Source organism: Bacillus sp. FDAARGOS_1420 (assembly GCF_019344915.1).
Taxonomy (GTDB): domain Bacteria; phylum Bacillota; class Bacilli; order Bacillales; family Bacillaceae_G; genus Bacillus_A; species Bacillus_A mycoides.
Map to the genome: position 1 here is coordinate 2,715,094 of NZ_JAHWJB010000002.1, position 17,217 is coordinate 2,732,310.

16 protein-coding genes are annotated in these 17,217 nt (G+C 33.4%); all 16 read right to left on the minus strand.

Going from position 1 to position 17,217, the window contains the following annotated elements:
* Nucleotides 1–33: 33 nt before the first annotated feature.
* The 16 genes from I6L50_RS24120 to I6L50_RS24195 all read right to left on the minus strand — a co-directional run bounded on the left by I6L50_RS24120 (nt 34) and on the right by I6L50_RS24195 (nt 17,143).
* Complete coding sequence (locus I6L50_RS24120) at nt 34–837, minus strand: DUF4097 family beta strand repeat-containing protein (RefSeq protein ID WP_002014437.1); 804 nt, start codon at nt 835–837, stop codon at nt 34–36.
* Entirely contained in the window at nt 838–1,380 is a 543-nt protein-coding gene (locus I6L50_RS24125) for a DUF1700 domain-containing protein (protein WP_219303330.1), read from the minus strand. It abuts the gene before it with no gap.
* Nucleotides 1,373–1,696, minus strand: coding sequence for a PadR family transcriptional regulator (locus tag I6L50_RS24130; protein ID WP_002185126.1), 324 nt, complete (start codon nt 1,694–1,696; stop codon nt 1,373–1,375). Before I6L50_RS24130 ends, I6L50_RS24125 begins: the two co-directional genes overlap by 8 nt.
* 228 nt (nt 1,697–1,924) lie before the next feature.
* Entirely contained in the window at nt 1,925–3,724 is a 1,800-nt protein-coding gene (locus tag I6L50_RS24135) for an ABC transporter ATP-binding protein (protein ID WP_219303331.1), read from the minus strand.
* 11 nt (nt 3,725–3,735) lie between these two features.
* A complete protein-coding gene (locus tag I6L50_RS24140) occupies nt 3,736–4,923 on the minus strand; it encodes a nucleotidyltransferase domain-containing protein (RefSeq protein WP_219303332.1) in 1,188 nt (395 codons plus the stop codon).
* 1 nt (nt 4,924) lies between these two features.
* Nucleotides 4,925–5,398 carry a lasso peptide biosynthesis B2 protein gene (locus I6L50_RS24145; protein WP_219303333.1) on the minus strand — a complete coding sequence of 158 codons (474 nt, stop codon included), beginning with the start codon at nt 5,396–5,398 and terminating at the stop codon, nt 4,925–4,927.
* A 36-nt stretch (nt 5,399–5,434) separates the two neighbouring features.
* Nucleotides 5,435–5,743 carry a lasso peptide biosynthesis PqqD family chaperone gene (locus I6L50_RS24150; RefSeq protein WP_219303334.1) on the minus strand — a complete coding sequence of 103 codons (309 nt, stop codon included), beginning with the start codon at nt 5,741–5,743 and terminating at the stop codon, nt 5,435–5,437.
* Nucleotides 5,706–6,677, minus strand: coding sequence for a phosphoenolpyruvate carboxykinase (ATP) (locus tag I6L50_RS24155; protein ID WP_219303335.1), 972 nt, complete (start codon nt 6,675–6,677; stop codon nt 5,706–5,708). Before I6L50_RS24155 ends, I6L50_RS24150 begins: the two co-directional genes overlap by 38 nt.
* A gap of 77 nt (nt 6,678–6,754) precedes the next feature.
* Nucleotides 6,755–6,880, minus strand: coding sequence for a paeninodin family lasso peptide (locus I6L50_RS24160; protein WP_002146236.1), 126 nt, complete (start codon nt 6,878–6,880; stop codon nt 6,755–6,757).
* Between the two features lie 15 nt (nt 6,881–6,895).
* Nucleotides 6,896–8,833: a lasso peptide isopeptide bond-forming cyclase gene (locus tag I6L50_RS24165; RefSeq protein ID WP_219303336.1), complete on the minus strand. Its 1,938-nt coding sequence runs from the start codon at nt 8,831–8,833 to the stop codon at nt 6,896–6,898.
* 279 nt (nt 8,834–9,112) lie between these two features.
* Nucleotides 9,113–10,264, minus strand: coding sequence for an aminotransferase class I/II-fold pyridoxal phosphate-dependent enzyme (locus I6L50_RS24170; RefSeq protein ID WP_219303337.1), 1,152 nt, complete (start codon nt 10,262–10,264; stop codon nt 9,113–9,115).
* A 31-nt stretch (nt 10,265–10,295) separates the two neighbouring features.
* Nucleotides 10,296–10,991: an HAD family hydrolase gene (locus I6L50_RS24175; RefSeq protein ID WP_219303338.1), complete on the minus strand. Its 696-nt coding sequence runs from the start codon at nt 10,989–10,991 to the stop codon at nt 10,296–10,298.
* Between the two features lies 1 nt (nt 10,992).
* A complete protein-coding gene (locus tag I6L50_RS24180; protein WP_219303339.1) occupies nt 10,993–11,970 on the minus strand; it encodes an ATP-grasp domain-containing protein in 978 nt (325 codons plus the stop codon).
* Nucleotides 11,957–12,562 (minus strand): sugar transferase, encoded by a 606-nt coding sequence (locus I6L50_RS24185; RefSeq protein WP_219303340.1) that lies wholly within the window; start codon nt 12,560–12,562, stop codon nt 11,957–11,959. Before I6L50_RS24185 ends, I6L50_RS24180 begins: the two co-directional genes overlap by 14 nt.
* Nucleotides 12,563–12,679: 117 nt before the next feature.
* Nucleotides 12,680–15,172: a right-handed parallel beta-helix repeat-containing protein gene (locus I6L50_RS24190; protein WP_219303341.1), complete on the minus strand. Its 2,493-nt coding sequence runs from the start codon at nt 15,170–15,172 to the stop codon at nt 12,680–12,682.
* 432 nt (nt 15,173–15,604) lie between these two features.
* Nucleotides 15,605–17,143: an oligosaccharide flippase family protein gene (locus I6L50_RS24195; RefSeq protein WP_219303342.1), complete on the minus strand. Its 1,539-nt coding sequence runs from the start codon at nt 17,141–17,143 to the stop codon at nt 15,605–15,607.
* Nucleotides 17,144–17,217 lie beyond the last annotated feature (74 nt).

Sequence of the window (17,217 nt, forward strand, 5' to 3'; positions counted from 1 at the left end):
CCGTTCATTCAAAAGAATGCGTTTCATTAATTATTAACGCGTTTCAATAGTAACATCTCCAGCAGCGGTTTTACCGCTAATCTTTTTACTACCATTACCAATCGTTATATTTTTATTGTCTTCATTAAAAATTGTCACGTCTCCAGCAGCAGTTTGCCCAGTTATAACTGCATCTTGTGGTTTTTCCAATAAAGTAATATCTACATCTCCAGCAGTTGAACTTACCTCTAAATCATATTTAGAATCATGATCAATAATATCTATATCCCCACTAGCCGTTTTTGCTGTTACTTTCCCTATTACTTTTTTAAAATTCACCTCACCAGCTTTTGTAGACCCCTCCACACTCTTTGCTGTTACATGTTTCAAATCCACTTCTCCGGCGAGTGTTTCAACACTTACGCGGTCACTTTTCACATTACTTATTTCTATTTGTCCAGCGGATGAATTTACTTTTATCTCTTGATAAGAACGTTCAGGTACTAATATAGTCAATGTAGGCGTTTGAAATCCGAAATTGTAAAATGAAAAATCAAATGAAACACCTTTTTCTATTTCCCCTATGATTTTTAATGTATCACCATCTTCAGCAATACGAATCTCCTGTTTACTTACGTCTCCTTTTTGCTTTACATAAAAAGAGGAATCAGGAGATTTTTGGACAACAATATCTCCAGCATCTAACTTAACTTCTACATTTTTTAGCGTTTCGTTTTTAATTACGTCCTCTTTATCTCCTTTTTCTGCAGTTTGCACTGCTTTTTCATATGTTTGTGAAATCCCTATTACTCCAATAATGATACAAGCGATAGCTACTAATAATATCTTTTTCATCATCTACTCCCCTTTTATCATTTTGAAGTTCCAGACTACATAGCGTACACATAATCTTTTAAACCACTTCGTACTATAATAAGCTACAATACATAACAACAAACCTACTCCGACAAACGTTATACTAACGAAAAGATCCAACCATATAAAAGTGCCCATAAATACTTTTACAATAACGAAAAATGGTGTCACTACACTAGCAATCCCACCGACCCAAAAAGAAAATATAAAACCGATAATTGCAACTAACGGGCCTAACACAATAATAAAATTAAACAAACTAAGTCCAACCGCTGCCATGACAGCTCTTGTTATATTCGAAGTCGATGGATCCTTTTTCATCTCATCAAAGCGATACAAAGCAAGTAAGTCTTTCGCAATTACTTTCGGAGAGCCAAGTCCCTTTATTATTTCTGATTCAGTTTTCCCCTCTTCCATCCCAAACTGAAAGTGCTCTTCATAATCAAATAAAATATCTTGTCGCTCTTCTTCTGGTAACTTTCTAAGATGACTTGATAATTCTTTAAGAAACCGTTCTTTACTCATCCCATTCCACCCCTTCAATAATTTCTTGAACACCTTTAGCAAAATCACGCCACTCTGTTACTAATAACGTAAGTTGCATCTCCCCTTGCTCTGTTAGTTGATAATATTTACGGGGCGGTCCTTCCGTCGATTCTTTTAAATATGTTTGAAAATATCCCTCTTTCGTTAAACGACGTAATAACGGATATACAGAACCTTCCGATATTAAAAATTTATTAGAGATTTGCTGAACAAGTTCATAACCGTAACTATCTTTACGTTTCACTAGTGCCAAAACACATAGTTCTAACACACCTTTTTTAAACTGAACGTTCAAGGACAATCCCCCTTTCTCATTTTAGTACTGTTCAGTACACGACACCTATTTTATCCATAATATACCACTTAGTATTGTTTATTGCAAGGTACTGAATTATATTTATTCCCTAAATTTAGAAAACGCACAAATAAAAACACGAATAAGATCCTGTTATAACTGACCATTACTCGGGCTTTTATTCGATTCGAACTGTATGAATACAAAAATTCATTCACCCTTTCCCTTCTAAGAACCAACTTCCATTTGTGACCCTAACAAACTTCGAAATACACCTTTTCTCTCTTTAGCCAATTGATTAAATTCACCTTTTTGGACAATTTCACCTTTTCCTAAGACAATGACTTGATCTGCATTGCGTATAGTAGATAAACGATGCGCAATCACAATAATTGTCATTGTTCCTTTCAACCTTTCTATTGCTGATTGGATTTTCACTTCATTTTCAGTATCTAATGCACTCGTAGCTTCATCTAATACTAAAATCGATGGCCTTCTTAAAATAGCCCGAGCTAGTACAAGTCGCTGACGTTCACCACCTGAAAGCCTCACCCCACGATCTCCAATCAGTGTTTCAAGCCCATTTGGTAGCGTTTGTACAAATTCAGCGGCGGCTGCAAAACTTAATGCATCCCAAATTTCTTCCTCATTTGCATTCGGTTCAATCATCAATAAATTATCTCTTATGCTCGCATTAAATAAGAAAGGATCTTGTGGTACATAACTAATAGCCCGCCTTAATGACAATAAATTATCAGTTGTAAGGGGAGTACCATCTATTAACACTTGACCTTTTTCTGGCTGGATTAATCCCATTAATACATCAATTAATGTACTTTTTCCTGCACCAGAATGCCCCACAATGGCCGTCATACTATTTATTGGAATTTGTACATTAATATTTTGAAGTGCGTATAAAGATTCTTGCTTATTATAACGAAAGTGAACATCCTTACACTCAATACCTTGTTCAATACAAATCGGCTTTATTTGTTTGTGCTGATGTATATCCTGTATTTCAATCGCTTCCTTACATTCCTCTTGCAACTCCCATAATGACTTAAAAGCAGGAATACTTGCAGCTAGTTGTTCTAAATTTGATTGAATCGTCATAAATCTTGGCCATATCCTCGAAAAGATGAGTATGATTAATAGTAATTGGGCCGGTTGAGCTTTAAATATACTTACTGATAATAATATAAAAAATGCAATTAAAATAGCCATTGAAACTTTATAAAACAATTGAGAGTTCGATCTTATTCTCATATACTCCATTTGTTCGTTACTCATCTTTCCTGTTATAGATTGTAACCAATCTAAACGTGATGCTTCCAAAGTATTACTCTTTATATCTTTAATTCCATTAAAATGATCTGTTATACCCGAAAGATAGCCTTGTGCCAATTTTGAGGTCTTACCGCCTAGTATTCGTGCTTTTTTTATAAAAACACGAGAAGCTACCAAGAATAATAAGCCAAAGACCAAAACAAATATAGTTATTTGGGGTGATAATAAAAACGCAATCCCCACCTGTATGAATGTAAACAGAATAGCAGCTAACAATTGTAAAATTAAATTAACCCCATAACTTACGCGAGCTAATTCTGTAGTTAATATATTTATTAGATTTGTTTTCCTTTTCTCTAAAAAAAAACTCCACTTCGCTTTTAGAATCATACTATATGTTTCTATTCTTAATTCTCGTACAAAAGCTTGTTGCGTTCTCGCATCCCTTAGCGTTATGTTTCTTTGTAGTAGATTTTGACCTAACACTATTAGTATATATATACCTAAAATAGACATTAGACTTGTTGTTTTAGGGAAATCCTGTAAAAATCTATAGACAGGTGCAATAAAAGCAGTCTCCTCACCTACATTGATTATTCCAGTCATACTTATCATAGGAATTAATAAAATAATACCTATCCCTTCAAGTAAACTTATTAAAACCATACCAAACAAATTCACATACAGAATTTTCCCTGCAGAAGAATATAATTTCTTCATAAAATATATAATATGATTCATCGATGTTCCTCCTATGACAAAGCAAGCTCCTTTGTTTTCCTCCAAAGACATAGAAACGGACGTAAAGGAAAATATAAAAAATGAAGAGATTTAGGTAACGGTAATGTTTTTGCATCAATTGGATAAGGATAAAGTTGGCTCAAAATAAATATAATTTTTTGCTGATTAGACATCAGTGAAAATAAATGTCTACTATGATAAGCAAGTACTTCTTCAGGAACAGGTTCAGAATGCAAGTTTATCATTTTCTTGAAATAAAACAGTGCTTCTTGTGCTAGCTGCTTCGAATGTTTTTTAGCTACTAATTCCGTCATTCTTTCATTTAGTCGTGTACCTAGCAACTGTGATGCCAAAATTAATGCTTGTCCTCCCAAATGAAGCATTTGGTATTTTCTCATTAATTTATGAATCTCATTCCAGTTAAGATCTTGATCGACAATTTTTTTTATGTCTACTAACCAACGTAACCTGGACCAACCATGTCTGGCACCATGAGATACAAGAAATAAAAATAAGTCTTCCTTTCCTAACATATATACCGAATTACTCGTAAGTGTACTTTTTCTCTTTCGCTTCCAAAGCTCTTCAAACCCAGGTTCCTTACCCGGTCCGGGATTTAACCTCCAATGAATTTCAAGTTTGATCCGCCTTGTTGGATGGAAAAATGTTGTATGGTGATGCCTCCATTTCCAATCACTTAATATCGTTTGAATATAATCATCTTTCACATATCCTTGCTCTAAAAGTAGTTTTTCTACTTTTTCTAAATTTTGAATAGGAATGAGAACGTCCAAATCGCAGGATGTTCGCAAAGAAATATCTCCATATAAATCCTGGGATAATACAGGTCCTTTTAGAAACATCGTACGAATCTCTTTTTCATTAAAAAGTTTATTTATTCGTTCCATTTCAGCACTTAAATAAAGCATTTGAAATGTATTATTTTTATATTTTCTATTTAAAGTTTGTACAACATGTGAAGGAATTCGTTCCTCATCTACCTGTTTAAGTTTTTTATAAATCACCGGATAAACACGATGATGCATAGCTTGCTCAAGAAAAACCTCCCAATCAATATCTGCAAACCATTCACTACTGTAAGTTTGCAGTGTTTCGTCATCTTGTAACTTCAAAATTGCAAAAAGAAATTTCAATTCCTTAGACATGAACTCTACATCAAGATCAAAATCATTCCTCATTTTATTCTCCTTTAATAGTGTCCTCACTTAACCTCTTTGCAAATGATCCAACGACAGTAAATTTCTCCATTCCTTCTAATCCAGTAACATAAAAAGAACCGCTCCGTAACCATGCATGCGCAATTAATTCCCCATTATTATCCTTAGCGGTTCCTAAATAAATAGTACTCTCAATATGACGTTTTTCGAGCATTTTCATCCCAGCTATAGCTTTAACAAGGCATTGACTTTCCCAAAAAGTATAACGACTCATAATAGAAATAGCTTCAGACACCTTCTTTAGTGTATCCCCGTGTGGCGGAACTTGAGCAACTGGTGTTTCGTTCATGTAATCCCCTAAAGAAGGTGCAACTTTGGAAAAGGTAATACTTTTTAATACACGCGCCCACCCTAAAAAAATAAAAGCCTCTAAAAATAAAAGCTTTGTTTGTGTGTTCAATGATAAAAATACCCTTAACCTTTTCACAATATTCATTAATCCCTCCCTAACAATTCTCTTAAAGTTATGAATCTACTTATTAGGATGGTCTTTTATTTGAATTAAACCTTCTTGAAACAAACACTCTAAAAAGGAAAGAACTTGCTCTTCACAACCTTTTCGTTCAATATCATATTTAGATACTAACATAGTAACAAGCTGATTAATTATTATCGGCTTTTCAATAAGCTCCCATATTTCTCCGCCTATTTCTCCTAAGTTATAGTAATTTCCTTTTTGGACATTTAACATAACTTTTTCTCCATCCATATCGCTTACTATATTACCTTCACTCTGTACAACATTATGTTCTAATGATATTTTTCTCGAATGAACAACCATCAGCCATACTCCCTTTCTGTATAGTATTTAAAATAACTTGCACAAGCTCATGAGCTGTAAATCTCGAAGCCGGGCGTCTTAATTGAAACATTTCCATTCCACTTGCAATATTAGATGAAGTTTCAAAATGCCATTCCATCAATCCTAATTTAGAAATCAAAGAATTCCTAAAAGTATGTTGGTATAATTTGCACAAGCGTGCGAGACCTTCAATACGGGTCATCTCAATATCTTCTCCCTGCGTTTTTACTAATTCAATAACACCAGCAAGAGGTAATGGATCGGGAAAAAATTGAGAATTAACAGGAACAGCATACTTCGTTTCCCTTTCGAACAAAGGGCTAAATTGCTCTTTTTCCATTCCAAACTCATCTAAACTTTCTTTCCATAATTTCTGTTGTGGGTAAGACGGATCAACTATCGGGGTATTCTTACATAAAAGAGACACAGCAACTATATCATCACTTAAAATTTGATATCCTTTACTCAAAAAAGCCGAGGCTAAAGTTGATTTTCCAGCCCCTGAATCACCAATTAAAGCATATGCTTTCCCATCTATAGCAATTACACTTCCATGCAACGGAAGTACTTTGCGTTGCATTAAAAGTGCCCCCATACAAGTCCCAAGAATATATAGTCGGATTTTATTTTCTTCCGCCCCTGGCATAGGTGAAAACGTAATTTTCTCGCCCGATTGGACAGAAAATATTGCAGTCTGAGGAACATGAAACATCACTACATCATCTTCCACTACAATTGTTTTTTGCTGTTCTTCGCTATATTTACCCCATTGTTCAGATAAATCCGTTATTTCAATTTGAACATCCGCCATTTCTTTCTTTTCATTCAGCTGAGACAATTCGGGTAATGGGATTTCACTTACTATTTTTAACCCGAAGGCTTTGTATAACACATTTCCCATCGAATTGAACATCCTATTCACCCCACATTGTCAATTTTTTGAAAGCTCTTATATAACAAAGTTATATAAGAGCTTTATTTTCCAGTGACTTAACTATACTTCACCGGATCATCTGGATCAGGTTGAGCAGCATCAGGATATTTATGTCCAGGCCCCGCCATAGTCATATTAATATTAAGTACTTCTAATACAGGTTGTTTCCATTCCTTTTTCATACGTATCACCTCCTTTCATATTGATTTTTTTATAAATCTATAGAAGATTAGGCTGCGCATTAAAACTCTAAAATCTAGATCAAATGCATACTCTGGTCGAGGTTCTTTACAGATTTTCGAGATAGCTTTCTTAATTACCTCTACATTTAGAAATTCAGAGATTATTGGATCTACACTAAGTTCTTCAACTTCCTCAATGAATTCATTCCAAAAAGGAGCCATACGGTACACACCATCTGCACCTTGAACACCCCGAACGCGTTGATTTAATCGTACTTTATCAGGAAGTAAATTTTTTGTGGCTCTCCGGATAAGAGATCGATCTAAACCATTTTGAACATACTGTTCTTCCGGGACTGACAAACAAAATTGAATAATCCGTAAGTCATTTGTAGGATCACGATCCCATAAAGCATAACGTAACGATAATTTCGTTTCATACGTTCCATTTATGCTCCAATAATATGTTTTTTCAAACTGTTCTCTTTTCATGTCATATGCATTTGAGATAGAGGTACCTGTTATATCAATATCCTGTTCTTTGAGAACATCAAAAACATTCATTTTTTTTGCAAATTCCGGATTGATTATCCTAGGAAAAACATCTTGTTCCTCTGAAGAAAGTAACTGATGCAAAAATGGAAATGCCTTTCTTCTTACCACTTCAAAAACACGTGATTTTTTCACTCCTAGATTTCTACTATATAAATATAGTTCACGATAAAAACGCATCCAATGTAGCTTTTTTAACAACATTGCCTGGTAATCTAAAATAGGCCCCCACGATACTGTCCAATTACCTCTTTGACCACTAAGGAGTACCCCTATTCCATGCTGAGATGCTTTTTCATAAACTCCGCTCAACCAAAAAGTATTCTCAAAAAATTTATATGGCATCTCCATTGTTTCCAGCCAATCATCAATTTCCGATAGTGGGCTTCTCTCCGGCAGTTCTAAATAATAATCCTGTATATTCCCTACATGCTTTACAGTTGATTGAATAAATGGTCTTTCGTCGGCTATCCTACCTTTGTGTGTCCAATCTACAAATCCTTCTACTGGGACATAACTAAACGTATGTAATTTTTTATTTTCAGCACGTAAATCTTTTGCAGCAAAGCTAACGACAGAACCAGAGTCTAGCCCTCCGCTCAAATGAGCTCCTACTTTGTGATGTGTTCTTAAACGTGCCTTCACTGCACTTTGATACACATCTCGAAATGCCTCTTCATACTCTTCATTTGATTTTAAATTAAGCATTTTCCCAGTAGTTGGTGTATAGTATCGCGAAAAATTAACTTTGCCATTCTTTACCGAAATAGTGTGTGATGGAGGCACCTGTTCTATATATTTATAAACTGTTTGCTGTGAATCTACTGATTCGAAATTTACAGGTATAGCTAAAAATTCAGCAATCCACTGCTCATTCAATTTTTTCTCAACATATGGTAGAGTAAATAATGGATTTATAATAGTGCAAAAAGCAAACTTTTCCTCACCACGATAAAAATAAAGGGTTCGGCTTCCCGAAAAATCTCTGGCTCCAAAAAGGGTTTGTTTTTTCTCATCCCAAATCATAAAGGCAAAATCGCCTACCAAATATTTTGGAGTCGCTTCCCCCCATTTCTGATAAGAGAGTAAAATCAACTCACTATCTGTCATGTTTTTTCTATCTGCATAATCCACTTGTAATTTTTCAAATAACTCATTACGATTATCAATAATAGCATCTGCTGTAATTGCCAGTTGCTTTTCGTAATTATAAAAGGGTAATTGTTCACCAACAGATTCTGGTGTGATCCACTGTGCGTGACATCCTAGAAAAACATTTTCTTTATGCCATATTTGAATATCATCAGCAGGGTACTTTTGTAAATAACTCATTAACTGCGTGCCATGCTGAATCGATATAGTTTCTTCATTAAAATGAATAATACCTGTTATAGCACTCATTTTCCCCACCCCTTATACAACAAGTTACCGCAAAGGTTCTTTTTTATTTAATACAACTTCGCCCTTGATTTAATTCTTTTTAAAGAACAAAATTACACATTTCAACTCCCAATCAATCACACACTCTAAATCACCCATAAACCTAGTTATATATACATTTAAATTATCATTATATTAATTTTTCGTCAATATATAAATGGGAATATAAACCAAATATACAACATTAAGGTTCATTATAATGAACCTTAATGTACTTGTTTCTCTGTGAATTATTCCATGTTATATAATGTTTATAATCGCCTGAATAACTCTCCACTGATCCTCATCCATCATATTGGATCCAGAAGGAAGACAAATCCCCTTTTCAAATAACCTTGCTGATACATCATTATCTTTCTGATGAGAATAATACTTACTTTCTTTAAAAAGTGGCTGCATATGTAGTGGCTTCCACGTAGGACGTGCTTCAATATTCTCATCTGCTAAAGTTGTCAATAATGTTTCAATAGAGATACCAGATTCCTTTTCATCAATCATCATAGTTGTAAGCCAACGATTCGAGCGAGTATTTTCTAATTCCGGCATAAAATAAAATCCAGGTATGTGAGATAATTCTTCATAATACCGATTAAATATACGCCTTCTCGCCCTCACTCTATCTTCTAACACTTCTAATTGCCCTCTCCCAACACCTGCTAAAATATTACTCATTCGATAATTATATCCTATCTCACTATGTTCATAATGTGGTGCTGGATCCTTTGCTTGCGTCGCTAAAAATTTTGCTTTCACTAATGCTTCCGCATCATCAGATACAAGCATTCCACCACCCGAAGTCGTAATGATTTTATTTCCGTTAAATGAATAAACCCCAAACCTCCCGAATGTACCGCTTGCTTTCCCTTTATATGTAGAACCTAGAGATTCTGCTGCATCCTCGATTATAGGAATATCATATTGATTACAAAGCGAAAGAATTTCATCTAACTTAGCACTTTGACCATATAAATGAACAAGAATAACAGCCTTCGGTAATTCCCCTGCTTTATTAGCATCATATAAGGCATGCGCTAGCGCTTGTGGTGACATATTCCATGTTTCCGGTTCTGAGTCAACAAATACCGGTTCAGCCCCTAAATAAACAATCGGATTCGCACTCGCTACAAAGGTGAAACTTGAACAAAACACTGTATCTCCCTCTTGAACATCTAATAACCGTAAAGCTAAATGAATGGCTGCCGTACCTGAACTAACTGCAGTCCCACCTTTAACTCCTACAAAAGATGCAAGTTCTCTTTCAAATTCATCTACATTTGGGCCAAGAGGGGCAATCCAGTTTGAGTCAAATGCATCTTGAATATATTTTTGTTCATTTCCGCCCATGTGCGGTGAAGAGAGATAGATTCGTTTTTTATGCTGAATGGTTTGCATGTGAACACATCCTTTATACATATTTTTAAAATTATGTATCTAAAAACATATGCTTTAATACAGGTATATCAGGAAGTCTTCTTAAATCATTTATTGTATAATGCGCTTTATAATCTTGCTCAACTATAAGATTACGGTAAATCCCATCTTCTCTATTAATATGAATTGTTATCCAATTTAGTTTCTTGGCAGTTATAAAATCCTTACTTAAATTATCTCCTATATAAACACACTGCTGATGAGGAACCTGTAGTTCCTTACTTATTTTTTCATAAGGAATTTGGCTCGGTTTCCAATATTCTTTTCCAAGCTTATCAGTGAGAATTATCGAATGAAATCTCCCTTTTAACTTTAATGCATTAATCTTCTTTTCTTGGGTAACTAAATATCCGTCTGAAATAAGTCCTATTTTAACGGTATTAACTAAATTATTTAGTACCCACTCCGCTTCATCCAACAATTGAATATCTGGTTTATGAAACCTATACTGTTCTATCAAATTACTAATCAAATTTTCATCGTAAGGAATGTTTAACTTTTCAAGCGTTTTATTAAACACAAACCCTCTTTCCCCAAAATCAAATAATTGAATTGCAGCATTATAAAATCCAGTTTTCTTGTAGTTCTCTTCAATCCACTCATCCACTGCTTTAAAACCACTTACGATATAATCCTTTTCTTTATATAAAGTATCATCCATATCAAAGACAATTGCTTTAATCACCATGTTAAGTACTCTCCGTAAAAACCGCTTCATCATATCTAAGCATCGTTAAGTTTTCTCTCCAATTGAAATCTCGCTCCGTAAACATTTCCCCTTGACACATTTCAATTGTCCATAGTGGAAAATTTGCTCCCGCTTCGATCGATAACGGAATCCCTCCACCAAAACGAGGATTTATTTCAATAAACGTAATTTGCCCATCTTCCTTTTTAAAACATTGTAAAGTAATACATCCAACAGGATTAGGAAGAGCTTTTATTACACTTTCGGCAGCTTTGATAATTTCATTATCCTTCTTGGTCATCCCTTTACTTACCTCACCTGCTCGTGTCTCTATACGTAACCTAGGAACAATCGTTTTTATATTCCCATAAAAATCTACCATTATATCTATAGTATATTCTTCCCCTGAAACATACTCTTGTATCATCGCGTTAGGTATATACTCCTTAAAGAATTCCAATTCCTTTTCATTCATTATTTTTGTTACACCTTTACTAGAACTTCCATCATAAGGCTTAATCAATAATGGAAATTGATATTCTTTTCTTTCAATTTCTTCATCACTATATACTCTGGGCGTTGGTATATTATTAGAAACAAAGAAGTTATACGTGTATTTTTTGTTATTAGCTATTTTATTTAATTCCAAACTAGAAACTAGTATTTTTACACCGATACTTTCAAAAACCTTCGCATTATTAGCCAAAAGGATTAATTCTGTATCAATTAACGGAATTATTAGTTTTATTTCTTCAAATCTACATATCTTTAATAACTCATCTATATACCCTTCTTCATTTACACGTGGAACAACAAAATGCTTATCGCTAAAGTAAATAGTAGGAGCAGTTTCTTTTAAGTCTGCAGTAAAGATTTTCCCTTTGATTCCTTCTTGTTTAAGTGCTTCCTTAAATTTTTCAATTAAAGCTACTCTCCTACCTGAGCTAGTAAACAAAATATTCATGTTATTCCCCCCCATGGTTTATACTCCCCTTAAAAACCGGCATAGTTGCATGATTACTATTCTGTATCCCATCTGATTTTAAGACTTTCACAAAAGTTAAAAATAAAATTTTCAAATCTAAATACCAACTCTTATTCTCAACATACCAAATATCTAGTTTAAATTTCTCATCCCATGAAATACTATTTCTACCATTGATTTGAGCCCATCCAGTAATACCCGGTCTTACATTATGTCTTTTTGCCTGTTCCTGTGAATATAAAGGTATATATGCCATTAATAATGGTCGAGGCCCCACTAAACTTAAGTGACCTTTTACAACATTTATGAGTTGTGGTAATTCGTCTAAACTATACTTCCTTAAAAAATTCCCGAAAGAAGTTAATCTAATTTCATCTGACAGTAAATTTCCATCTTTATCTTTTTCATTAGTCATTGTACGAAATTTATAAAGATTAAATGGCTTTCCATATAAACCTGGACGCTCTTGTTTAAAGAATATTGGAGACCCCAATTTAAACTTAACAAAAATGGCTATTAAAGCTATAACAAAAGAAAAACACAATAATAAAAATAGAGAAATAAACATATCAAAACACCGTTTCATTTATTATCACTCTCCTAACCCTTTATTTGTTTTCAATCTTTTCCTCGAAAGTTTCACCTATTAATCAATTCATATTATCTACATAAAAAACATAAAAAAGGTTAGAATAAAATTATTCTAACCTTCTATCAAACCAAAACGTTTAAATACTGCTAACATATCAACATATTGCCACTCTAGCTTTCCATCTGTGCCTATACCACTATTATGCGAAGGAGCATTCGCACCACTAATACCTGCTGTTATAGCTTTATACACTTTTCCACTGGCATTTACTAAACTATTTACTGAATACTCTTTACCCGCCGTCCACTTGTTTCCATTCGCTGTACCAGCACTTATACAAACCCACCCAATATATCCACCAATAATTGGAGTAGCATTAAATACTACTTCTCCACGAATGTACTTTCCATAATTAGGTTCTACTGCTGCTGTAGATGAAAGCGGTATATTTCCTATTATATTCTTTTCTAATTGTGAATTAACATTATTCGTAAAGATTATATTTGAATTAACTGAATTATTACCTTGAGATATTATAGTTGTTCTTGGTGTCGGCAACACTGAATCTTTTTTTCTGTAAGCTCCTTCGATCACTATTGTTCCCATCGTATTAATTCCAATTTCATTATTCGTAACAATATTGTTGTTTGAAACATTCAAATAATTTTCCGTGAACACCCTTAGCGTATATTGTGAACCAAGCGAAGTAACTTTGCCATTTACCTCTATATTATTATTCATAACCTCTAATCTTGGTATATAAATAAACGATACGCCTGGTCCTCTTGCTTCATGAACTGCTAAACTATAAGGTTTTTCCCAAACAATCCGATTATTTCTAAAACTATGCGTTGGATACCCCGTATCTTTCGCTAAATTCTCATTACCATATATATCTCCACCATCAAATCTAAAAGATTGGTTTATAAAGATATTATTCTCAACTCTCATAAATTCGGCCGCCATCATACGACTATAATTAGGTGTTTCTCCTTTATGAATAAACTCACACTTTTCAAGAATTAATCTTTTAGCACCAACATAATGACCACCGCTTGATTCAGTAGTTAAAAATTTCACATTAGAGAATATAGCATTTTCTGTTTGAGCATAACCAGTTGTTGCAATTCCTTTCGCTCTCCTAATATCAAATAAGGAATTATATATTTCTATATTTTTACTTCTAAAATCTAACACTCCATTTACATCCGGATCGTCAAAAGTAAATTTACAGTTGTTAATTTTTATAGTTTCTCCACTTAAAGAAATTGTACTTTTTGAAAAAACACAACCATCCAAAGTCGTATTTCCTCCTGCTATATTACACATTTGTCCAAATATAGAATCATTTGTGAACGAGCAAAAAGTTCCATCAGCTTCTAATCCACTTGTTATAGACCTTCCTGATATTGGTCCATAATAAACATTATTTAAAGATGCGTAATCATCCCCACTCCCCCCGAAACTAACAATTCCTTTAAATTTATTATTCTCTAAAAAAACACCCCGTGTACTTATACATATAAATGCACCTGCTCGATTATCATAAACGTGAGTATTTCTAACCGTAATTTTTTGATTTGTCATATATCCATCTTCGACATCTATACCGTAGCCTGGATTACACCCAACAGAACGGCTCATTGGATTGCTATTATTAAAAATTTCACAACTGTCAAACGTCACAAACCTTCCTCCATTAACTGAAGCCCCGAGCCTGCGATTTTCATAAAGCTTACTATTACTTATATTAATATATTGTGGTATTTTGGCACACAATACATAATGTAAATTCCCATTCATCAATGCATAATTTTGTAAAAATGAAAATCTTACTTTTTTTGTATTAGCAGGAAGTGAATTCAAATACACAAATTCATACGTTCTTGTATTTCTATACCCTAAATATGATCCATCTTCCGCATAAAAATGTACCTTAATAATAGTTTTGTTTAAATTACTCCCTGTTCCATACCCACCGTATCCATCTCCAGAATAATAAAAATATCCAACAGATTTTACTAGGCTTCCTGTAACATCAAAAAATTTGGTTACTGTTGTATAATCAGACTTTGTACTGTCTAATTCACCTTTACTATTTAAATCTCCTTGTGCAAAATGCGCAGGGTGTTGCATACCACCTAGTGCTGAAAAATCCATAGATGTTATAACTCCATCCCCTGTACATTCACTTATCTCACAATCCTTAATTATTATGTTATAACATGAATTTCTACATTCAATCCCATGCCCCCATTCATGTGTACCACCACTTGAATAGTCATGAGTTTCTCTATCACCTTTTATTATTGCTCCCTCTATGTTCACATTTTTTATTCCATCACATAATAATATGTTGTATTTCGGAAGATTATTAGATTCCTTGATAAATATACACTTATAAAGTCTATATGTTGTATTATCAAAAAAGTTTATTGCATTATTTTTATCTATTAAATATTTCCCCTCAGGTAACTGAACAGTTTGAAAGCCATTATCCCTTGCCCATACAAAAGCATTATTTATGCCCTGTGTAGTTTGCAAAGGAGAAGTTGCATCATTTTTTATTCCCCAGCGATTGAGTTCAACCATATATATAACCATTTAATTCATCTACCCCCATTAATATCCGCTTATATTGTATATAATCTTCTAATAACTATCATATTCATTTAGTGGATCTATTGTATGGATAGATGTGCTACTTCCTTGACTAAACCTCTCTAACGCTGGACAAATGGGGATATTACAAACTATGTCTTGTATTTATTCGCAAAGTATCCTATTACCTCTTCATCTACACTTCGATCAAATTTCCTTGCAAAATATATGCTATTCGTGGTTTACTTCTAAAACTCTTATCGTATTCCAATAGTATTTTCGAGTTCTCTCTCATATCTTTGTTCATAATTAGCCCCCACAAAATCAACATAATGAACCATTACATTCGATATTAAGAACGATTAAAGGGGATTAACCATTTTTATTTGTATTTAAAAATAAATCCCCCCTGATCTCCAATCCTGTACATTATCCCTAATGTACCCTATACATTCGCTTTCTACATTTAGATATTATATTTTTTGCTGGCTTCATAAATAAATCTTTTTCATATTCATTCGTCCCAAACAACCATAGTAAGTAAATATATACTACAGAAAATATACTAATCTTAATAATTAATAACCCCCAACTATATTCAAGAAAAAAATGATTCATTATCGCCCCAAATACCACACTTATTACAACAGTAGAACTCATCCTCATAATATTGTTCCAAAACCTAGGTATATCTATATTAACTTTTTTCCAATAATATATATTCATTATCACTATATTACCTAAAGTGAATGCCACTGCAGTTCCTACAGCACCACCTATAGCTCCCCACCATTTTACAAATACAATACTTATCAGTACATTAATTACAGCTGTAATAGCATAGACTATCGATTTGAATGTTTGAATATTTTTCGCTTGAAGTATAATCCCCCCTATACTTTGCATTAACGATACGATCATGGGTGCCAAAATAATAATAGCTATAATAAAAGCATCATTATATTCTTTACCAACCCATAAATGAATAAACTCTCGCCCAAAAACAATAAATCCACTAAAAACAAATGCTAATATAATATATTGAATTCTACCGATTCTAATAAATAAATTCGAGATTTCTTTGTCTGTTACATCTTTTGTTACCATACTTGTCACCCTACTTAAAAACACATTGGATATTGCTGTTGAAAAACCCGAAAAGTATCCTGTAAAAGATGCTCCAATTGAATATACTGAAATTGCCGCTGCTCCGCTAAATATCCCTAATATAACTTGATCCGTAGACCAATATATTTTATCAATCATTAAATTCAGAAAAATAAATGATGAGAATACTATTATTTCTTTTAGTAACCCTCTTTCAACCTTTTTAAATAAAATTTTAATTTTAAGCACTCTGAAGCAATAGTATATGTTAATCAAAATTACCATCAAGTTTAACAGTGTTGTCACTATCACCATTGTAATAGAACCATAACCCTTAATAAGAAAGGGTACCATTATAAGGGGATTTATAATGGCATACACTATACCTATCACTTTCTGAAAAACAAACCGTTCGTAAGCTAACATGACAACACTGAAAAAACCAAATCCTATTCCTGTAGATATGTTCACTATCATTATCCACATTAAAATTGTTAACGTATGAACTTCATCCATGCTTAAAGAGTGTGAAAACATGCTATCAGCATTTATAGTTAATATTGTGCCAGCTATTAATGCTAATATTCCTAATACTCCATACATCACACAAAACATTCCATATAAATTCGAGATTCCTTCATCATCCTTTAAAGCTCTATATTTTGCTGTATATCTGATTACTGCATTTCCTAATCCAAAGTTCAATATCCCCACATAACCTGCCACCGAAGATGCTAAACTATATACACCATATTCTGATTGACCTAGAAAATTCAACATAACTGGAGTATATATTATTGACATAACACTATTAATAAATAACGCCACATATGATAGTAATGCACCGGCTTTAAGTTGATTTTTCATCTTAACAAATTACCTTTCATCTAACATAATTAATAGTTTAATTAATCAACACTATCTAACATATTATTGATGGT